Below are 19,566 nucleotides of genomic sequence, written 5' to 3' on the forward strand. Positions count from 1 at the left end.
ACCGGATTTTGTGCGCATGGCCGCTGAACGTCACCCACGATCGAGCGCCGCCAATGCCGTCGCTGGTAGAGTATGTTCACTCTGGCAGCCCTGTCTTCCTCAGCGCGCTGGCGAGTTTGTCCATCAGTTCAGGCCGCATTAACTCCATGCGCACGAAGCCGCTGATCGTCCACTCCGGCGCCACTTCCAGCAGTCGCGTGGCCGCCGCCCGCGCAGCATCAGCTCGACCTAGTTCCGCCTGTACAGCTGCGACCGCTGCATGAAGGACGCTGAAGCCCGGGTTTGCCTCAAGCGCCAATGCCGCGTAGGTCGCGGCCTCAGTCAGACGCCCTGTGAAAAAACAGGTCCAGGCGAGCGCGAGGTAGGGATGGTAGTTGAGTGGATCGAACGGGCTCAGTCTTAGAGCCCGTGCAGCGTCGTCGCTCGCCCGCTCGTAGCGCTCGGAGAACATGTGCACAAGCGAACTAAAGCCCAAGGCAAGCGCGGAATTGGGATTTACTTTGAGTGCTCGGTCGAGCGTCATGACGGCCGCGTCATAGTCATGCGTAATGTTGCCCAGAACGAAGGCACCGATGGCGAGTGCCTGCGCATCGTCCACGCCGAGCGTGAGGGCGAGGTGCGCGTGCCTTTGGGCCGCCCCGCGATCATCCGGGCGGAACCCTCCGCGCAGGAAACGCTGTTCGAAAACCCAGGCAGCGTAGGCATGTGCCGCGGCATATTCCGGATCGAGCTTCAGCGCCTGACCGAGCAGCGCCAGCGCCTGGTCGTTGTCCGCGGACGTGTTGGCAAACGCATGCGGCAGGGCGCGAAGATAGAGGTCATAGGCACCCAGGCTTTCCGTCCGCTTGAGACGCGCACGCTGGATCTCTGCGCGCCGGAGGGAAGGCTCGATGGCACCAACAATACTCCCTGTCAGCTGATCCTGCAGATCGAAAACATCTTCCAGAGGACCCTCGAACTTGTCGGCCCAGACATGCGTCCCGGCCGCACCCTCAATCAGCTGCCCGGTGATGCGCAACCGGTTCGCCGACTTCCGCACACTGCCTTCGAGGACGTAACGTACACCGAGATCCTTCGCCACCTGACGGACATCAACGGCCTTCCCCTTGTACGGGAAGGTCGAATTTCTTGCGATGACGAAGAAGCCCGGGAACTTGGATAAGCCGGTGATAACGTCTTCCACCAACCCATCGGCGAAGTAATCCTGCTCGGGATCGCCGCTCAGATTGGTGAAAGGAAGTACGGCGATTGAGGGTCGGTCGGGAAGCGCCAGCACTGTTTGTTGTTGGTCAATCACATCGACATTCCTGGGCTCGGTTCGCGTCTCGATGCGATAGACATGGACGGGTCGGGCGATGTTCTTCACGCTGTGTTCGCCCAGATCGGCAAAACCGATCGGAAGCTTCTCGACGACATGCTCGCGAACGGTGGCGCTGACGCAGATCCGGCCGGGCTCGGCAAGTGTTTGGAGTCGCGCAGCAACGTTGACGCCATCGCCAAAAATGTCGTCGCCCTCTACGATCACGTCACCCACATTGATGCCGACGCGAAAGCGGATGCGGCGACTTTCATCGACGTTCGCATTGCGGCTCTCAATTCCCTGCTGGATTACGATGGCGCAGCGCACCGCGTCGACGATCGACGCGAACTCTATGAGAAGGCCATCGCCCGTCGTCTTGAAGACGCGACCTTGATGTTGAGCGATCAGCGGATCGATCACTTCCTTGCGGTGGGCCTTCAGTGCTGCGAGCGTGCCTTCCTCGTCGATGCCCATTAGACGCGAGTATCCCACCACGTCAGCGGCAAGGATTGCCGCGAGCCGGCGCATCGTGCGGGACTCTTCGTTCATTCAATTGCCCTCAGGCCAGTGCCCGATCCCAATTGCCGCAAATTCATGCCAACAGTGCCGAGGCATTATTCTCGCATGTCCTGCGTCACAACGCGAGCCGAGCCCAATCCGCCGGACTATTGTTCGCAGAAAACCTGGCCGGGTCTGGCTGAGCGAATTTTTGCAGCTGATCTTCGGCAAACCGGCTGTGGGATCGAGCAAAAGCCAATTTCCCAGTGGCAGAGCCAAAGACGTGTGGAGAAAGCCGGCGTTGTTGCCGCTGCGCAAGCATGATCGCCACTGGGATGGCGAATGCATCGTCCTTCGTCGCCGGCGCTGTGTACCGGCAGCCTCCTTGGTATCGACGGAGCCGCAATCTGTGCTAAGCCGCCGCCCAACCAATCAAAGGACGACAGCTGTGAACGAACTGACCGTGGCCGAGGCGACCGAAAATATCTATGCCTCACTCCGAGCGGACAATGCCGATATCGATGCACATATCGCGACACTCAAGGCAGCGCTGTCGCGAGAGGGGAAGAAGCAGGCGGTGTTCGATCCGGCCAGGTTGGTGCAGAACAACCGCGCCGGCCGTAAGTTGATGCAGGCCTATTTTCGGCAGCGCGGCGTCAGCGTGAGCTTTTCGGAGTAGAATATCTCCAGACAGGATCTCATTCGTTGCCGGCGCAGCCTGCCTGGCCCACGCGTCGGATTCAGCGGCCTGATCCAGAACTCAATCAGTTCCGGCTGTTGAGATGCCGCACCTGCCGCAGCGCTGGGAACAGATAGGCCCAGAGGCCGGCGACCGCGATGGCGCCGATGCCGCCGATCACAACCGCCGGCACGGTGCCGATCAGCGCCGCCATGGTGCCGGCGCGGAACTCGCCGACCTCGTTGGAGGCGCCGACGAAGACCTGGTTCACCGCGTTGACGCGGCCGCGTACTTCGTCCGGCGTCCAGAGCTGGATCAGCGTCTCTCTGATATAGACGCTGAACATGTCCGTGGCGCCGAGCATGGCGAGGGCTGCGATCGACAGCCAGGTGATGGTGGAGATGCCGAACAGAACGGTGAAAGCGCCGAACAGCGCGACGAAGCCGAGCATGATCTTTCCGGCATGGTCGTGGATCGGGTGGCCGGCGAGCCAGACCGCCACGGCAATGGCGCCGATGCCGGGCGCCGAGCGCAGCAGGCCGAGGCCCCAGGGGCCAAGCTCCAGTATGTCGCGCGCATAGACCGGCAATAGCGCCGAGGCGCCCGACAGAAGCACGGCAAAAAGGTCGAGCGAGATCGCGCCGAGCACGATCTTCTCACTCCAGATATAGCCGAAGCCGGCAAACAGCGTCCGCATCGTCGGCTTGTCGGTGGCCGTCTGCTGGGCGGGCTTGGGAATGGTGAAGACGAGCAGCGCGGCGACGAGCATCAGGATCGCCGCGGTGGCGTAGGCGATCTCCGCCGAAAGGCCGTAGAGCAGGCCGCCGGCGACCGGGCCGACGATGGTCGCCGTCTGCCAGGCCGAGGAGTTCCAGGCAATGGCGTTGGCGAAATGTTCAGGCGGCACAAGATTGGCGACCAGCGAGGACGATGCCGGCCCGTAGAAGGCTCGGGCGATACCGAACATGGCGAGCACGACGAAGATCGGCAGCGGGCCGCCAAGGCCGCGCAGCGTCAACAACAGGAGAGCGAGCGCGCAGCCGGCTTCGACGAGCGACGACAATGTCATGATCAGGCGGCGGCCGAAGCGGTCGGCGACGACGCCGGTGACCAGCACCAGGAGCAGCGACGGCAGGAACTGGACGATGCCGACGATGCCGAGGTCGAAGGGATTGCGCGTCAGGTCGTAGATCTGCCAGCCGACGGCGACGGAGACGATCTGGGTGGCGAAAGTGGTGAGGAAGCGCGCCGTCCAGTAGCTGAGATACGGTCGGTGACGGAAGGCGGCGTAGCGCTGTTCAGGTGAAGTTGCTTCGATGGTCATGGTTCAAGGGCCCCGTTGCGGCATCGGCCGGCGGGGCACTTCCACGGCGGGCGCTGGTCCGGCCAGAACCCTTTAGCTGAGTTCGTCCTACCTTGCGCGAAAAAAAACGCGCCGGATGGAAGAAATCTGGAATTATCGTTCGCGAAGGAAAGAGGCTCAGCCTCTCAGAGCAGCCGAGATGGCTTCCAACCCGCCGCGCAATTCAGTCTCCTTCGGCCAGCCGAAGCCGACGCGAAAGAAGCGCTTCGGCATTTCGAACCAGTGGCCTGGCCCGACATAGGTGCCGTGCTCGTCCAGAAGCCTGGCGTAGAAGCGGTCGAGGTCGAAGCCGGCATCGACGTTCAGCCGCGGAAAGCCGACGACGCCGCCTTGCGGCCGCACCCAGTCGACCAGCGGTTCGCCGTCGATCCAGGATTGCACAATGTCGCGCCGCTTCGCCATCTCCGGCAGCAATGAAGCCAGGAAGGCGTCACGGCGCTCGAGCATGGCACGGGCGATCGCCTCGTCGATGACGCTGCCGCAGATGCCGATCTGCTCCTTGGCGGCGAGGAACGTCTCGCGCAACTCGGGGTCCCGGGTGACCAGCCAGCCGATGCGGATGCCCGGGATGCCGAAGGCCTTGGACAATGAAGAGACGCTGATGGCGCTTGGGCTGAGAGATGCCGCCGCAGGCAGCCGCTCGCCATAGGAGAGATCGCGGTAGGTCTCGTCGACCAGCAGCCGGCAATGCCGGCTCTCAGCGAGCGCGATCAGCGCGTCGAGATCGGCGCGGCTCATCATGGTGCCGGTCGGGTTGTGCGGGCAGGTGACGCTGATCAGCCTGGTGTTCGGCAGAACGGCAGCTGCGACGCGTTCGACGTCGATCGCGAAGCCCTCGTCGAAATCGAGATCGACATAGGAGATGGCGCAGCCGATCGCCTTGGGCGTCTCGATGTTGGTGGCGTAGTTCGGCCGCACGACCACCAGATGATCGCTGGCCGAGAGCAGCGAGGTGGCGATGATGAACAGCGCGCCGGCGGCGCCCGCGGTCACCAGAACGTCGTCAGGCGAGAGCCCATTGTCCTGCGCGGCGATCAGCGCGCGCAGTTCCTTCTCGCCGCGATGCTCGCCGTAGAACAAGGTGAGGTCGGGCAGCGAGAGACCGATGTCGGAGAGTTTTTGGTCGGCGATCGAGCTTTCGGAAAGATTGTAGCGGATGCGGTCGTAGCCGTATTCCTCCGGCGCTTCCTTCTCGATCACCATCCTTGCGTAGTTCATGGCCGTGCTCCCCGACAAAGTTTGGGTATCCAAGCCACAAAAGCAGGAAGCCTGCCAAGGCGGAATCGCCGGCAGGCTTCTTGAACCGTTGGTGCAGGCAGGTGACGCTTCAGGCGGAGGCCTTGGCCTTCCTGCCCCTCTTGACCGGTTCGGCTTCCGCCTTGCGGCCGAGGCCGATCGACTTGGCCAATTGCGAACGCGAAGCCGCATAGTTGGGCGCGACCATCGGGTAGTCCACGGGGAGGCCCCATTTGGTGCGGTAGGCCTCAGGCGACAGCCCGAAATGCACGCCGATATGGCGCTTCAGCGATTTGAACTTCTTCCCGTCCTCAAGGCAGATGATGTAGTCCGGCGTCACCGAGCGGCGGGGGTTGACGGCGGGGACGGGCGGGGGTGCAGGCGGCACCAGCGGCTGGCTGAGCCCGCCGATCGAAGAGGCGACGCTGGCGATGAGCCCGCCCAGGTCCGAAGCGGGCAGCCGGTTCTTGGCGACATAGGCCGACACGATGTGAGCGGTGAGCTCGAGCAGGTCGACTTCTTCCTTGGCTGTGTTGGTGTCCTCGTCCACGTAATTCCTCCTCTATGCCGCATGGCCGCGAAAATGGGGATGTGAGAGCAGCTGCCGCGTCCTTCGTGCGCCGGGGAAGACGCATGGCGCGGCAGGCCGGCGAATTCCTAGTCGGCAAATGTGCAGGGCGCAACGATCAGTCGCGCGGGTACACGTTATTTTGAACAACTATACTGAAATGTAACAATATCAGACGACCAGCGCCTTGTCGCGCCACAGTCGAAATCCACCTTCGAAGGCGCGAGTGTTGTCGCCACGCCTGGATTTCTCGGGCAATTCATCGAGCTTGTCGACATTGCCGCCGCCGATGACCACATAATCGGGCTGCAAGGCGGCGCGAAGCCTGTTGACGACGTCGAAAACGTATTTGCGCCATTTTTTCTTCCCGTGCTTTTCCAGGCCACGCTCGCCGACATAGTCCTCGAAGCTCAAGCCTTTCCGGTAGGGAAGGTGGGCAAGCTCCATCGGTTGCCCGACATTGTCGAGGATCATCGCGGCGCCCAGGCCGGTGCCCAGGCCGAGAAAAAGCATGCGGCCGCCCTCGTAGCTGCCGATCGCCTGCATGAGCGCGTCGTTGACGAGTTTCACCGGCTTGCCGAAAGCGGCGCTGAAATCATAGCCCTTCCAACCCTTGCCGAGATTGAAGGGATCGAGTGAAGGCTTGTTGTCCCGCACCGGACCGGGATAACCCATCGAGATGACGTCGTAGCTCAGGCCCTCGGCGAGTTTGTTCACCGAAGCAACCACCCGCTGCGGCGTCAGGCCCGGTCCGGATTCGGCGCGGCGCATCTCGCCGCCGGCGCTGGTGAGGATCTTCACATGCGAGCCGCCGACATCGATCGTGAGCACGACCTGATCGCCTTTCGCCGCAGCCGGTTTTGCCGCCTTCGCCATTTCGTTGCCTCCGAAACTATTTCGTCGGGTTGATCCAGCCATTGGGCGGGCCGAAGCCGTTCATGGCATCGGCCGGCCCCCAGGTCTTCGGCGCATAGATCTGCGGCGGCGTGGTGTCGCCAAGCACCGGCCCGACGATGCGCCAGGCCAGCTCGGCCGCATCCTGGCGGGTGAAGAGCTGGCCGTTGCCGTTCATCGCATCGCCGATCAGCCTCTCATAGGGCGGCATGTCGCCTTTGGTGTCGTCGAGCGCGGTGAGTTCCACCTGCTCGCCGATCATGTCGTCGCCGGCGACCTTGCGCTGCGCGCCGATCGAGATCGCCACCTGCGGATCGATGCGGAAGCGGACATAGTTGGCGTCGCCCGGCTTGATCGGGTCGAAGACGTCGAGCGGCGGCCGCTTCAGCCGCACGATCACTTCGGTGGCGTGCACCGGCATGTTCTTGCCGGCGCGGATGAAGAAGGGCACGTCCCGCCAGCGCCAGGTGTCGACGAAGAACCGCACTGCGGCGAAGGTCTCGACCGGCGAGTTGGGCTTGACGCCCGGCTCCGCCAGATAGCCGTCGAACTGGCCGCGCACGACATCGTCCTTGGCAAGCGTGCGGATGGCGCGGAGCACCTGCACCTTCTCGTCGATCAGGTCGTCGGCCGAGCGCCCGACCGGCGGCTCCATGGCTAAAAGCAATAGAATGTTGAGCAGATGGTTCTCGATGACGTCGCGGATGCAGCCGACGTCGTCATAGAAGCGGCCGCGGCCCTCGATGCCGAAATCCTCGGCCATGGTGATCTGCACGCTCTCGACGAAGTTGCGGTTCCAGATCGGTTCGAGGAAAGCGTTGGCGAAGCGGAAATAGAGCAGGTTCTGGATCGCTTCCTTGCCGAGATAATGGTCGATGCGGAAGATCGACTGTTCGTCGAACACCAGATGCAGCACCCGGTTCAGCCAGCGCGCGGACTGGAGGTCGTGGCCGAAAGGCTTTTCCACCATGAGCCGCGCGCCGCGCGCGGTGCCGGACTGCTCCAACCCTTGCACGACGGTTTCGAACATGGTCGGGGGGACTGCCATATAGTGCAATGGCCGCTGCGCGGCGCCGAGCGCCGTCTTCAGCTTCTCGAAGGTGGCGCTGTCGCGGTAGTCGCCGCTGACATAGCGCAGCAGCGAGGCGAGCTTGGCGAACACCTTGTCGTCGACTTTGCCCAGCGCATTGACGATGCCGTCGCGAGCCCGGTCCACCAGCTTGCCAGGATCCCAAGGCTCGAAGGCGACGCCGATCACCGGCTCGGCCAACGTCCCCTTGGCGACCATATGATACAGCGCCGGAAATATCTTCTTATGCGCAAGATCGCCGGTCGCTCCGAAAAGCACCAGCGTGTCGGACCTCTCCTGGCTCATGCCGTCTCTCCCCTCAGGCGCCGGTCTTCGGCTTCTCGACATGGCCGCCGAAGGCATAGCGCATGGCGGACAGAAGCTTGTCGGCGAAGGCGGATTCGCCTTGCGAGGAGAAGCGGTCGAACAGCGCCGAGGACAGCACCGGCGCCGGAACGCCGGTATCGATCGCCGCCTTCAGCGTCCAGCGGCCTTCGCCCGAGTCCGACACCCGGCCGCCGAATTGCGTGAGCGCGGGGTCGTTCTTCAGCGCGCCGGCGGTGAGGTCGAGCAGCCAGGAGCCGATGACGCTGCCGTGCCGCCAGACCTCGGCCACTTGGGCGAGGTCGATATCGAATTGGTAATATTGCGGATTTTCGAGCGGACTGGTCTCGGCATCCGCCGTGCGGCCGCGCTTGCCGACATTGGCCGATTTCAGGATGTTGATGCCCTCGGCATAAGCGGCCATGACGCCGTATTCGATGCCGTTATGCACCATCTTGACGAAATGGCCGGCGCCGCTCGGCCCGCAATGCAGATAGCCAAAGGCCGCGGTTCCGGCGTCCTTCGGCGGGTTGGAGCCTGGGTCGGCGCCGGGCGCCAGCGTGGCGAAGACCGAATCGAGATGCTGCACGGCTTCATCGGGGCCGCCGATCATCAGGCAGTAGCCGCGCTCGAGACCCCAGACGCCACCGCTGGTGCCGACATCGACAAAGTTGATGCCCTTGGTTGCCAGCTTCGCGGCCTGGTCGACGGCATCGTGGTAGTAGGAATTGCCGCCGTCGATGATGATGTCGCCAGGCTCCATCAACGCTGCCACCTGGTCGACGATCCTGCCGGTGATCGCCGCCGGCAGCATCAGCCAGGCGCAGCGCGGCTTGGCGAGCTTGGCGACGAATTCTTCCAGCGAGGCGGCGCCAATGGCGCCGTCCTTGACCATGCCGGCGACGCTTGCCGAATTGATGTCGTAGACGACGCATTCATGGCCGTCGCGCATCAGGCGCCGCACCATGTTGGCGCCCATCCTGCCCAGTCCCATCATTCCGATCTGCATGGTGTCATCCCGATTGCTTGAGGAAGAAGAAATCTTACTGGCTATCCGAAGGGTCGATGCCGATGGTGAAGTCGACATTCTCCCAACGGCTGGCTTCGGGCCAGAAAAAAGTGAAGACGATCGTCGATCCCGGCGGCAGGCTGGTAACGGCCAGGTCGACCAGATGGACGCCGAACGCGTTCTCGGCCGTCTTGTCATCCTGCACCGTCAGCCATTTGTCGCTGCTCCAGTGAACCACACCGCGCGCGGATAGTTCCACGCGCAGGACCTTGCCGGCGGGAATGGAGCGGATCTTGTTGTTGAAGCGCCATAGCCGGAAGGGCGAGACGGTCTTTCGCTTGATGTAGCGTTCGACGCCCTGCGGCGGCATGTCGAAGACCTTGCGATCGCGCAGCGAGCGCAGGAGCTTGATATGCTCGGCATGCGCCCAGACCAGCGGCATAGCGCTGCCCGACGGCGCGCCGAGCCGCAATTCGCGCTCCGGTATGTCGGGTCTGTCCCAGAGCTGCTCCGGCAGAAGGCCGCCCACACCGGCGGAGCGCTCGAAGGTTTCCAGCAGTTCGGCCGCTTTGTCGGGCCGTCCCGCCGCCAGTTCGTAATGGGCGCGTTCGCCAGTAAGCAGCGGCCACGCGCGACCTTTGCCGGTGCCGTCGAAAGGCGAACCGTCTTCATGTTCGCCATAGCCGTCGCCACTATAGCGATACCAGACCGGCCCTTGCGGCAACTCACATCGAAGCTCAGCATCGATGGCTTTGATCGTGTTCAGGATGCGCGGATCGTCCGCCGGCCTCAGACCAAAGCGGACCAGCGCCAGCGCATCGGGGCTGACGATCGCTTCGGCTGGCTTATCGGTGTCGGCCGGCGGGCGGTTCTTGATCGGCACGAAGCCGTCCTTCGGCGAAGCGGCGCCGGCACCGTCGGGCGGCGCAATGCGGACATAATAGCCTTCGATGCTTTCCCTGGCGCAGAGCTCGGTGCCAGTGACATAGGTCCAGCGCTCTATCTCTGCATTCCAGCAATCGGCGGTCTCGCGCAAATATTTTGCCGGCTCATTTTTGCCGCAGGCATCCAGCATGTCGGCCGCCGCAAGCAGCGCCGCGATCTCGACCGCCAACGTAAACGGGCTGTAGCCGGCGTCCTCTTCCCAGCGGTCCTCGCCGGTGACGGGGCCGTTGCGCACGACATAGGAGGCCGCGCTCTCGATCATGGCTAAGAAATCGTCGAGCTTGGCGCGCGGCAGATGACCGGCGCGGCGGAGCGCATCGGCGAGCAGCAGCGGAAAGGCGCATTCATCCATCTGGATGCCTTGCCAATAGGGCGTTCCGCTCGACCAGCAATTTTGCGGCCAATGACCGTCCGGCTGCTGGATCGAACGCAGATAGGTGAGGATCTCAAGCGCCTGCCTGGCGTCGCCGGCGGCGAGGAAGCCGCCCGCCGTCTCCACCAGGTCGCGCGGCCAGACCAAATGGTAGCCACCGAGATCGTCGTCGCCCTTGTTGAAGCCCCAGGGGATCGAGAGACTGGCGACGGCGGCTCCAGGCCTGGCGGTCGATAGATGCGAGGCAAGAACCGCCGTGCTGATGCGGTAGGTGTTCAGCCCAGAGGCGGCATGACGGTCGAGCTTTTCCAGGCCGGCCTGGAATTTCCGCCAGTTCGCGACATAGGTTTCAGCGGCCGCCTCAAAACCCTGGTGGAGACTGGCCAGCGCGATCTCCGCCGCCTCTTCCGGCCAGGCGCCGAAGCCGAGCGCCAGCAGGGCCGTGCCCTTGCCCGCCGAGAAGCCGATCTCGCCGGTCAGCGCCACATTGCCATCCTCCGCACGCTGGCTAACGGGATCGAGCGCACCGCCATTCCGGAGCTGCTGCCAGCCGTCGGAGACGCCGACATAGCCGGCCGAGCAGGCGCCCCAGGGCAGAGAGCAGGCCAGCGCGACCGAGACGCCGCGACCTGATGCAAACAGCACGCGATGTCCCTTGTGCTCGCCGACCCAGGCCGTGTTGCCCGTGCCGGCATTGACCAGATGCGGCGCGAGCAGCGCGTAGACGCGGTAGTCCGCGATTGAGCCTTTGAGGCCGGCGAACGTGATTTCCTGCAGCAGGACGGGGTGTTTCGGGTCCGTAATGATGCGCTTTTCCATCCGGTAGGAACCGTCGGCCGCCGTGTTGGCCAGGCGGTAGGCGGGCACGCCGTCCTCGAACGGCTCGATCACGTGGGCGGCATCGCGCTTTTCTTCCGAGAAGGAACCGCCGGGACCGATGACGATCAGCCCCATGTCGCGCGTGCAGGCGCTGTCGAGGCGCGGATAATAGATCTCATTCAGTATGCCGTGACTGATGGTGAACCAGAGCGGGCTTTTCGCCGAAAGCGCGGTGCCGACGCCGCTCTTGGCGCTTGACGTCCAGCGCGCGGGAATTCCCGGGGCGCCTTTAGCAACGGTCGGCGTCACTGCCATCAATTGGCCTCCTGCCGCCGTTCCTAGACCAGGAGCCGGCGGCTTTTCAATCGTCGCACCTGAAGTTGATCGCCCCCCGCCGTCGCGTGAGCCGTCGTTGACAGCGGCACCGTCAAGCGCTCACTATTTTGCAAGCAGGGAGGAATGCGGGAAACAAGGCTTGCAGCCGCGCCATATGGGCACGGCGCGTCTTTCCGCGGCATTCATGAGGGCGGCAAGGGAGGAGACATGTCGGAGGTATCTCCCCAGCTGATCGACCGGCTGCTCGCGATTTCGCGGGCTTTGGCCGGGCATATCGATCCGGGCTCGGCGTTCCGGGCGACGGCGATCGAAATCGGCACGCTCATCCCGCACGACCATATCGACCTGGCGGTGCTGTCGCTCGATGGGCGGATGCATGCCTGCTACGAGGCCGGTTTCCACACCAGCTGGAGCGAGCTTGCGCAGCACCCGGTCGAGGGCAGCCCGATCCGCCGCGTGCTGCGGGGTGAGACGCCTTATCTCCTGACCGACAATGCGCTCGTCGACGATCGCTTCCATTTCGAAGGCGCCTTCGACGGGCCGATCTTCGTCGCCAAGCTGCGCAGCCGCATCATCGTGCCGCTGCGGGCACGCGGCACCGTCGTCGGCGCGCTCAACATCAGCCGGCACGAGGCCGGCTGCTACACGCAGGCTGACGTCGACGTCGCCCAGCAATGCGCCGATCTCATCGCGCCCTATATCTTCGCGCTGATCCAGACCGAGGAAGCGCGCCGCGCCATGCTCGCTGAAAGCGAGGCGCGCAACCGGGCGGAGCTGCTCAGGGTCGGCGCCTCGCAGCTGACCGCCGGCATGGAGCGCGAACGCCGCCGGATGGCGATGGACCTGCACGACCAGACGCTCGCCGACCTCGCCCGCATCGCGCGCCAGGTCTCGGCCTTCCGCAGCCGCGGCGTGGCGCGTACGGCGCAGCTTGCCGATCTCGAGCAGGAGGTGGCGGGCTGCCTGGCGGAGCTTCGCCACATCGTCGACGACATGCGGCCGAGCGTCTTGGAACTGTTCGGCCTGCGCGATGCCGTCGAGGCGCATCTCAACCGCAGCGTCGCCAGGGCCAAACCGCCGATCGCGGTGCGCATCGCCGACACCAGCGACGGCAGCGCCGACGGCCTGTCGGAAACGCTGCGGACGGCCCTCTACCGGATCGTGCAGGAAGCCATCAACAACGCTGTGCGCCATGCCGGACCGAGCCGCATCGAGGTGCAATTGGCTTCGACGGCAACCACGTTCAGCGTGACCGTCACCGATGACGGGCATGGCTGCGGCGCGGTCGACCCTGCCGCCCAAGGCGGCATCGGCCACATGCACACGCGGGCCGCCCTTGTCGGGGCGCGGCTGCGTTTCGAGCCGGCCAGCCGCAAGGGCGGTACGCGGGTCGTCATCGAGATCGACCGCGAGCCCGAAGAGGGCAAGGGTTCGGCACGCAGCACTGCGGCGGCGGAAAGCCAGCCGGTGGCGGAGGCGTTCTGATGTTGGTGATGATCGCGGAAAACGACGGCCTGCACCGCAGCTTCGCGCGGCGCACCGTCGAACAATTGTGGCCCGGCGACGTCGAGGTGATCGAAGCCGGCGACGGCGAGGACGCCATCAACCTGGCGGCCGAGCGGCAGCCGCCGCATGTCGTGCTCGACCTGCAGCTGCCAAAGGCGACAGGCATCGAGGTGGCCCGCGCCATCTGGAGCCGGCGCGCCGGCACGCATATCCTGTTCTGGTCGAACTTCGCCGACGAGGCCTATGTGCGAGGCGTGGCGCGCATCGTGCCGCCGGGCTCGGTCTACGGCTATGTGCTGAAGTCGGCGACGGAAGAAGGCATGCGTTCGGCGCTGCGCGGCGTGTTCCGCGAGGGGCATTGCATCATCGACCGCGAGATCCGCGGCATCCAGCACCGCGTCCAGGACCGGTTCGAGGGCATCACCGATGGCGAGTATGAAAGCCTGATCGACATCGCGCTCGGGCTGACCGACAGGGCGATCGCGGCGCGCCGCGGCCTGTCGATCCGCGGCGCGCAGAGCCGCATCAAGCATGTCTACGACAAGCTGGGAATCGTGCCGCCGGAAGAGGGCGCCGGCGAGGCGTCGGTCTTCAATTCGCGCACCCGCGCGATCTACCTCGCCATGGCGCGCGGCCTGATCAACGTCGACGCGCTGCGGCGCGAGCAGGAACAGCTCGACGCCTGGCTCGCGCAGGCGACGCCGCCGCAGGACCAGTAGCCTTCGGCTTCCGCCGACTGTGCGAAACCACAGTCGGCGCTGCGCTTAGACCCGTATCGCACGGCTCGCATCCCGACTACGTTTTGTCCGACAAGAACAAGAATATCGGGAAGCGCCATGCCGTTCGTCAGCATACGGATACTCGAAGGCCATTCGCAAAAGCGCAAGAACGAGATCTCGCGCCGCGTCACCGAAGCGATCAGCGAAGTGGCCGAGCTGCCCATGGAAGCGATCTGGGTGGTGATTGAGGACGTGCCGGGCAGCGACTGGTTCGTCGCCGGCAAGCCGGTTCGCGAGCCGAAGGGCTCGTAATGTCGATCCCGGCGCGCGCCCGTCATTCCGGCTTTGGCGACGTCGTCGGCAATGCGGCGATGGAGCGGCTTGCCACTGGCTACGGCTTCATCGAAGGGCCGGTGTGGCATCCTTATGAGAAATGGCTGGTCTTTTCCGACATTCCACAAAGCCGCATGTACCGGCTCGGCGCTTCGGGCGAGATCGAGCTGTTCCGCGCGCCCAGCCATAAGGCCAACGGCAACACGCTCGACCGGCAGGGGCGGCTGGTGACCTGCGAGCACGCCACCAGCCGCGTCACGCGCGCCGAGCCGAACGGCACGACAACGGTTCTGGCCACGCATCACGAGGGCAAGCAGCTCAACAGTCCGAACGACATCGTGGTGGCCACCGGGGGCTCGATCTACTTCACCGATCCGACTTACGGCCGGGCGGAGTTCTACGGCGTGCCGCGACCGCAGGAGTTGCCGTTCCAGGGCGTCTACCGAATAGACGGCAACGGCGCGCGGCTGACCTTGCTCGCCGACGATTTCGTGCAGCCCAACGGGCTTTGTTTCTCGCTCGATGAATCGAGGCTCTTCGTCAACGATACCGAGCGCGGCCACATCAGGGTATTCGGCGTGGAAGCGAACGGCGATCTCAATGGCGGTGCGGTTTGGGCGGTGACGGAAGGCGACGGGCTCGGGGCGCCCGACGGGATGAAGATCGACAGCCGGGGAAACCTCTATTGCACCGGCCCGGGCGGCATACACGTCTTCGATGCCTCGGGCGATCTTCTCGGCGTCATCGCGACGCCGGAAGATTGTGCCAATTTCACCTTCGGCGACGAGGACCTGAGGAGCCTCTACATCGCCGCGTCGACGTCGCTGTACCGGCTGAGGGTGCGGGTGCCGGGACTGAGGCTGTTTTGAGCGGCGACGCTCGGATCGGATTGGAGTGAACCGGCCCGGAAGGCCGATGGAAGTGCAGCAGTCAACACATCTGGGAGGATATGACATGAAAAAACTACTGGTCTTGAGCGCCCTTGCAGCCATGCTCGCCTCGGGCACGGCGCTTGCCGACACGAGCGGCAAGAAGATCGCCTTCTCCAACAATTACGCCGGCAATTCGTGGCGCCAGGCGATGCTCGACAGCTACGGCATCGTCACCAAGAAGGCGGTCGACGACAAAGTGGTCGGAGCCGCCGATGTCTTCACCACGGCGGACAAGGAAGTGCCGACCCAGGCCGCGCAGGTGCAGAACCTGATCCTGCAGGGCTATGATGCCATCGTCATCAACGCCGCCTCGCCGGATGCGTTGAACGGCGCCATCAAGCAGGCCTGCGACGCCAACATCGTCGTCGTCTCCTTCGACGGCATCGTCACCGAGCCTTGCGCCTACCGCGTCGTCGTCGACTTCAAGGACATGGGCAAGCAGGAAGTCGAGCAGATGGCCAAGTTCCAGCCGAAGGGCGGCAATCTGCTGGAGATCCGCGGGCTTGCCGGCACCTCGATCGACGATGCCATCCATGCCGGCATCCTCGAAGGCGTCGCCGCCCATCCCGAGTTCAAGATCGTCGGCTCGGTAACCGGCGACTGGGACCAGACGACGGCGCAGAAGGCGGTGGCGACCATCCTGCCGTCGCTCCCCGACGTCGTCGGCATCGTCGACCAGGGCGGCGACGGCTATGGCGCCGCGCAAGCCTTCGCCGCCGCCGGCAAGCCGCGCCCGACCATCATCATGGGCAACCGCCAGGACGAGCTGAAGTGGTGGAAGGAGCAGAAGGAGAAGGACGGTTACACGACCTGGTCGGCCTCGATCGCGCCCGGCGTGTCGACGCTCGCCTTCTGGGTGGCGCAGCAGGTGCTCGACGGCCGCAAGGACATCCCGCACGATCTCCTGGTGCCCTATCTCGCCTTCACGCAAGATGATTTCGAGGCCGCGTTGCCGAAGATCAAGGAGGGCGGCGTCGCCACCCACGAATACACGCAGGAAGAAGCCGTCGCGGCCATCAAGGCGAACATCAAGCAATAGCGGCTCGAAATTTGCCAGCCGCATCGCCAACCGGATAAAAGTTGAGGATGCTTCAGGCTATTGCAGATATCGTCAAGCTGGACGGCGCCGAAAAGCATTTCGGCGCCGTCCGCGCGCTCAACGGCGTCGACTTCCATGTCGGTGCCGGCGAATGCGTCGGGCTGGTCGGGCACAACGGCGCCGGCAAGTCGACGCTCATGCATATGGTGGCGGGCACGCTGCGCCCCGACGGCGGGCAGATCGCGGTGCGCGGCAATGCCGAAGCCAGCTATTCCGTGGCGCGCGCGCTCGAGCTCGGCATACGCTGCGTGTTCCAGGAGTTGTCGCTCTGCCCCAACCTAAGCGTCGCCGAAAACACGCGCATCAACCATCCCTCGCTCAGCGGTCTCGGCTGGCGACGCAAGGCCGCTGACCTTATTCAGGCCAAGCTCGACGAGATCTTTCCAGACCACGGCATCTCGGCCGACGACATTGCCGGCGACCTCTCGATCGGCAGGCGGCAGATGGTGGAGGTGGCGCGCGCCTTCACCCTGACGCGCGAACCACTGCACCTGGTCATCCTCGACGAGCCGACCTCGTCGCTCGACGCGCATACGGCGGGCCAGTTGCTCGCCTTCGTGCGCCGCTTCGTCGAAGCGGGCGGCAGCTGCATCCTGATCTCGCATGTGCTGGGCGAAGTGCTGCAGAACGCCGACCGCATCGTGGTGATGCGCGACGGCAAGGTGGTCGCGGCCGACGCCGCAAGCGCGTTCGACCGCGACAAGCTGGTCGCCGCGATGGGCGGCGCCGAGGGCCACCAGAAGGCCGCCGCCGAGGCACGGAAGGCCGAAGCCGGCGCGCTCAGGGTGCGGGCGCGCCCGGCGCGGCAGCAGGACGGCAAGGAGCTTGTCGCCCGCGCGGGCGAGATCATCGGCCTCGCCGGTCTCGCCGGGCATGGCCAGACCGACCTGCTGCTCGCGATCTTCGCCGCGGCGTCCCGTGCCAAAGCCGGTGTCGAGGTGACGGCGCCGGTGGCGCTGGTCGCCGGCGACCGCCAGGCGGACGGCATCTTCGCGCAATGGTCGATCGCGCAGAACATCGGCGTCCGCTCGCTTCAACGCCTGCGCAACGGCCTGCTGATCTCGCCGCAGCGCGAGGCGGAGTTGGCCGAGTTCTGGAAGAAGAAGATCGGCATCCGCACGCCGGACATGAACAACAACATCTATTCGCTGTCGGGCGGCAACCAGCAGAAGACGCTGTTTGCCCGCGCGCTCGGCTCGGACGCCGAGATCGTGCTGATGGACGACCCGATGCGCGGCGTCGACATCGGCACCAAGCTCGAAGTCTACGGCCTCGTGCGCGAGGAGGCCGCCAAGGGGCGCACCTTCCTCTGGTACACCACCGAAACCGAAGAGCTCGACAATTGCGACCATGTCTATGTCTTCAAGAACGGCCGGATCGTCGCCAACCTCGGCCGCGACGAGCTGACGGAAGAAAAGATCATCCAGTCCTCGTTCGGCGATGCGGCCTGAGATGACGGTGATCGCTCCCGGCACGCTCCCGAAATCCTCGCCGCGCGGCAATGCGGCCAGGGCGCGCCTGCTGCGCGGCCTGTTGCCGGCGCTGTCGCTGGCGCTGGTGCTGATGGCCATTGCCTGGCTCAACCCGCGCGCCATCAGCTATTTCGGCTTCAACCTGATGCTCAACCTGGCGATCCCGATCGCTCTGGCGACGATCGCGCAGATGTTCGTCATCGCCGGCAACGAGCTCGATCTTTCGATCGGCACCTTCGTCGGCTTCGTCGGCTGTGTCAGCGCGACATGGCTTCGGGACGCGCCGCTCGTCGGCATCGCGGTGCTGCTCGGCTCGATCGGCGTCTATGCGCTGCTCGGCGCGCTCATCCATCTGCGCAACTTGCCGTCGATCGTGGTGACGCTCGGCATGAGCTTCGTCTGGCAGGGACTTGCGATCCTCATCCTGCCGAAGCCGGGCGGCAAGGCGCCGGACTGGCTGCTGGCCGTCATGTCCTTCAAGCCGCCCTACATCCCGTTCCCGATCCTCGCCGCGCTGCTCATCGCGGCCGTCGTGCATTTCGGCCTGATGCGCACCTCCTATGGCGTCATCCTGCGCGGCTCAGGCGGCAATGCCGCGGCGCTCAGGCGCGCCGGCTGGTCGCTGCTCCGCACCAAGATCGCGCTGTTCGCGCTGACCGGCCTGTTCGGCGTGCTCTCCGGCATGGCGCTGATCGGCATCACCACCTCGGCCGACGCCAATATCGGCAACGGCTACACACTGCTGTCGATCGCCGGCGTCATTCTCGGCGGCGGTGAGTTCGTCGGCGGCCGCGTGTCGCCCATTGGCGCGGTCCTCGGCGCGCTGACGCTGGCGTTGGCAGCCTCGCCGTTGCTCACCTTCATGCACATCCCGCCCGACTGGCAGGTCGCCGCCAATGGCGCGATCCTGATCATCGTGCTGGCGGCGCGGGTGCTGATCAGCCGCAGGGAGAGGTGAGAAATGGTCTCTGTGCGGACGCTGCTCGAAAAACCCTGGCTCTGGTCGTTCGTCGGCGCCCTTTTGGTGTGGGTGGCGACGGTTGCCTTTACCGGCGGCTACGGCGCCGGCGGCATGGTCACGGCGGCGCTTTCGCTGGCCGTCTTCACCGTCATCGTCGGCGTCGGCCAGATGTTCGTCATCACGCTCGGGCCCGGCAATGTCGACCTGTCGCTGCCGGCCAATATCGGGCTCGCCAGCGCGGTGGCGATGAAGGTTATGGGTGGCAGCGATTCCATGATTGTCGTCGGGCTGCTTGCCGCGCTCGCCTGCGGTGCTGCGATCGGCGCCATCAACTACCTGCTGATCTGGGCGCTGCGCATCCCGCCGATCATCGCCACGCTCTCGGCGAGCTTCATCATCCAGTCGGTCGACATCAGCTATGGCCGCGGCCTGCAGATCAAGCCGCCGCCGGGCTTCGCCGATTTCACCAATTGGCAAATCCTCGGCATTCCGGTGCTGGCGATGCTGACGGTGGTCTTCACCATCGGAGCGGCGCTTGCGCTGCAGCGCATGATCTATGGCCGCTCGGTGCTGGCGATCGGCCAAAACATCCGCGCCGCCTGGCTCGCCGGCGTCAATGTCGGCCGCATCCGTTTCCTCACCTACACGCTGTGCGGCGCGCTCGGCGGCATCGATGGCGCATTGCTTGCCGGCTATTTCCGCGGCGCCAATGTCGATATCGGCAACGAATACCTGCTCGCCTCGATCGCGGTCGTCGTCATCGGCGGCACGTCGGTCGCCGGCGGCAAGGCCAATGTGCCGGGCGTCTGGGGCGCCGGCTTGTTCCTGGTGCTCCTGCTCACCATGCTCAACACCTTCGGCGTCAGCGCGGGGGTGAGGTTGGTGCTGACCGGGCTGATCATCGTCGGGGTGATAACGGCGGCGGGTGGGGAAAGGGCTGTACGGTGAGGTGCCGCGCCTTCGTCATCCTCGGGCTTGACCCGAGGATCCATGCCGTGACATCGGCCGAAGAACGCAGCGCTTGAAAAGAGGCGCCAGTCACCTGCGTCGAAGTGTCGAGCAAAACCTGCACCGCTGCGGCGCTCTGACGTAACGGCATGGATCCTAGGGTCTGCGCTGCGTCGCTGCGCT

17 protein-coding genes are annotated in these 19,566 nt (G+C 64.8%); 9 read left to right on the top strand and 8 right to left on the bottom strand.

The genetic code is table 11. From position 1 onward, the window contains the following. Positions 1-76 precede the first annotated feature (76 nt). On the bottom strand, positions 77-1,849 hold the full coding sequence (locus EJ071_RS05685) for an adenylate/guanylate cyclase domain-containing protein (protein ID WP_126097202.1): 1,773 nt from the start codon (positions 1,847-1,849) through the stop codon (positions 77-79). A gap of 397 nt (positions 1,850-2,246) precedes the next feature. Between EJ071_RS05685 and EJ071_RS05690 the strand changes: the two genes are divergently transcribed. Beyond that, complete coding sequence (locus tag EJ071_RS05690) at positions 2,247-2,477, top strand: hypothetical protein (RefSeq protein ID WP_126102490.1); 231 nt, start codon at positions 2,247-2,249, stop codon at positions 2,475-2,477. Between the two features lie 85 nt (positions 2,478-2,562). Here the strand turns inward: EJ071_RS05690 and EJ071_RS05695 are convergent, their stop codons facing one another. The 7 genes from EJ071_RS05695 to EJ071_RS05725 form a co-directional block, all read right to left on the bottom strand. Beyond that, positions 2,563-3,801: an MFS transporter gene (locus EJ071_RS05695; RefSeq protein WP_126097203.1), complete on the bottom strand. Its 1,239-nt coding sequence runs from the start codon at positions 3,799-3,801 to the stop codon at positions 2,563-2,565. Positions 3,802-3,957: 156 nt separating this feature from the next. Beyond that, positions 3,958-5,058: a pyridoxal phosphate-dependent aminotransferase gene (locus EJ071_RS05700; RefSeq protein WP_126097204.1), complete on the bottom strand. Its 1,101-nt coding sequence runs from the start codon at positions 5,056-5,058 to the stop codon at positions 3,958-3,960. A 109-nt stretch (positions 5,059-5,167) separates the two neighbouring features. Then, on the bottom strand, positions 5,168-5,626 hold the full coding sequence (locus tag EJ071_RS05705; protein ID WP_126097205.1) for a MucR family transcriptional regulator: 459 nt from the start codon (positions 5,624-5,626) through the stop codon (positions 5,168-5,170). Positions 5,627-5,815: 189 nt separating this feature from the next. After that, complete coding sequence (locus EJ071_RS05710) at positions 5,816-6,520, bottom strand: ROK family protein (protein WP_126097206.1); 705 nt, start codon at positions 6,518-6,520, stop codon at positions 5,816-5,818. Positions 6,521-6,536: 16 nt separating this feature from the next. Then, complete coding sequence (gene zwf / locus EJ071_RS05715; protein WP_126097207.1) at positions 6,537-7,913, bottom strand: glucose-6-phosphate dehydrogenase; 1,377 nt, start codon at positions 7,911-7,913, stop codon at positions 6,537-6,539. 13 nt (positions 7,914-7,926) lie between these two features. Continuing rightward, on the bottom strand, positions 7,927-8,940 hold the full coding sequence (gene gnd, locus EJ071_RS05720; protein WP_126097208.1) for a phosphogluconate dehydrogenase (NAD(+)-dependent, decarboxylating): 1,014 nt from the start codon (positions 8,938-8,940) through the stop codon (positions 7,927-7,929). 34 nt (positions 8,941-8,974) lie between these two features. Continuing rightward, positions 8,975-11,392 carry a glucan 1,4-alpha-glucosidase gene (locus EJ071_RS05725; protein ID WP_126097209.1) on the bottom strand — a complete coding sequence of 806 codons (2,418 nt, stop codon included), beginning with the start codon at positions 11,390-11,392 and terminating at the stop codon, positions 8,975-8,977. A gap of 228 nt (positions 11,393-11,620) precedes the next feature. Here EJ071_RS05725 and EJ071_RS05730 point away from each other — a divergent pair, with 228 nt between their 5' ends. The 8 genes from EJ071_RS05730 to EJ071_RS05765 all read left to right on the top strand — a co-directional run bounded on the left by EJ071_RS05730 (position 11,621) and on the right by EJ071_RS05765 (position 19,383). Next, the gene (locus EJ071_RS05730) at positions 11,621-12,898 is read left to right on the top strand and encodes a GAF domain-containing protein (RefSeq protein WP_245460170.1); all 1,278 of its coding nucleotides are present in this window, start codon (positions 11,621-11,623) and stop codon (positions 12,896-12,898) included. After that, positions 12,898-13,638, top strand: coding sequence for a response regulator transcription factor (locus tag EJ071_RS05735; RefSeq protein WP_126097210.1), 741 nt, complete (start codon positions 12,898-12,900; stop codon positions 13,636-13,638). Before EJ071_RS05730 ends, EJ071_RS05735 begins: the two co-directional genes overlap by 1 nt. A 117-nt stretch (positions 13,639-13,755) precedes the next feature. After that, a complete protein-coding gene (locus tag EJ071_RS05740; protein WP_126097211.1) occupies positions 13,756-13,950 on the top strand; it encodes a 4-oxalocrotonate tautomerase family protein in 195 nt (64 codons plus the stop codon). Further along, positions 13,950-14,840 (top strand): SMP-30/gluconolactonase/LRE family protein, encoded by an 891-nt coding sequence (locus tag EJ071_RS05745; protein ID WP_126097212.1) that lies wholly within the window; start codon positions 13,950-13,952, stop codon positions 14,838-14,840. Before EJ071_RS05740 ends, EJ071_RS05745 begins: the two co-directional genes overlap by 1 nt. Before the next feature lie 85 nt (positions 14,841-14,925). Then, positions 14,926-15,942, top strand: coding sequence for an ABC transporter substrate-binding protein (locus EJ071_RS05750; protein WP_126097213.1), 1,017 nt, complete (start codon positions 14,926-14,928; stop codon positions 15,940-15,942). A 47-nt stretch (positions 15,943-15,989) separates the two neighbouring features. Further along, positions 15,990-17,453, top strand: coding sequence for a sugar ABC transporter ATP-binding protein (locus EJ071_RS05755; RefSeq protein WP_126097214.1), 1,464 nt, complete (start codon positions 15,990-15,992; stop codon positions 17,451-17,453). Between the two features lies 1 nt (position 17,454). Next, entirely contained in the window at positions 17,455-18,432 is a 978-nt protein-coding gene (locus tag EJ071_RS05760) for an ABC transporter permease (protein WP_189521420.1), read from the top strand. A 3-nt stretch (positions 18,433-18,435) separates the two neighbouring features. Beyond that, positions 18,436-19,383, top strand: coding sequence for an ABC transporter permease (locus EJ071_RS05765; protein WP_126097216.1), 948 nt, complete (start codon positions 18,436-18,438; stop codon positions 19,381-19,383). The last annotated feature ends 183 nt before the right edge of the window (positions 19,384-19,566 follow it).

Source organism: Mesorhizobium sp. M1B.F.Ca.ET.045.04.1.1, assembly GCF_003952465.1.
Lineage (GTDB): Bacteria > Pseudomonadota > Alphaproteobacteria > Rhizobiales > Rhizobiaceae > Mesorhizobium > Mesorhizobium shonense.

Coding starts and splice junctions, on each gene's coding strand:
- EJ071_RS05685 (WP_126097202.1), bottom strand. CDS start 1,849: ATGAACGAAGAGTCCCGCACGATGCGCCGGCTCGCGGCAATCCTTGCC.
- EJ071_RS05695 (WP_126097203.1), bottom strand. CDS start 3,801: ATGACCATCGAAGCAACTTCACCTGAACAGCGCTACGCCGCCTTCCGT.
- EJ071_RS05700 (WP_126097204.1), bottom strand. CDS start 5,058: ATGAACTACGCAAGGATGGTGATCGAGAAGGAAGCGCCGGAGGAATAC.
- EJ071_RS05710 (WP_126097206.1), bottom strand. CDS start 6,520: ATGGCGAAGGCGGCAAAACCGGCTGCGGCGAAAGGCGATCAGGTCGTG.
- zwf (WP_126097207.1), bottom strand. CDS start 7,913: ATGAGCCAGGAGAGGTCCGACACGCTGGTGCTTTTCGGAGCGACCGGC.
- gnd (WP_126097208.1), bottom strand. CDS start 8,940: ATGCAGATCGGAATGATGGGACTGGGCAGGATGGGCGCCAACATGGTG.
- EJ071_RS05725 (WP_126097209.1), bottom strand. CDS start 11,392: ATGGCAGTGACGCCGACCGTTGCTAAAGGCGCCCCGGGAATTCCCGCG.
- EJ071_RS05730 (WP_245460170.1), top strand. CDS start 11,621: ATGTCGGAGGTATCTCCCCAGCTGATCGACCGGCTGCTCGCGATTTCG.
- EJ071_RS05735 (WP_126097210.1), top strand. CDS start 12,898: ATGTTGGTGATGATCGCGGAAAACGACGGCCTGCACCGCAGCTTCGCG.
- EJ071_RS05740 (WP_126097211.1), top strand. CDS start 13,756: ATGCCGTTCGTCAGCATACGGATACTCGAAGGCCATTCGCAAAAGCGC.
- EJ071_RS05745 (WP_126097212.1), top strand. CDS start 13,950: ATGTCGATCCCGGCGCGCGCCCGTCATTCCGGCTTTGGCGACGTCGTC.
- EJ071_RS05750 (WP_126097213.1), top strand. CDS start 14,926: ATGAAAAAACTACTGGTCTTGAGCGCCCTTGCAGCCATGCTCGCCTCG.
- EJ071_RS05755 (WP_126097214.1), top strand. CDS start 15,990: ATGCTTCAGGCTATTGCAGATATCGTCAAGCTGGACGGCGCCGAAAAG.
- EJ071_RS05760 (WP_189521420.1), top strand. CDS start 17,455: ATGACGGTGATCGCTCCCGGCACGCTCCCGAAATCCTCGCCGCGCGGC.
- EJ071_RS05765 (WP_126097216.1), top strand. CDS start 18,436: ATGGTCTCTGTGCGGACGCTGCTCGAAAAACCCTGGCTCTGGTCGTTC.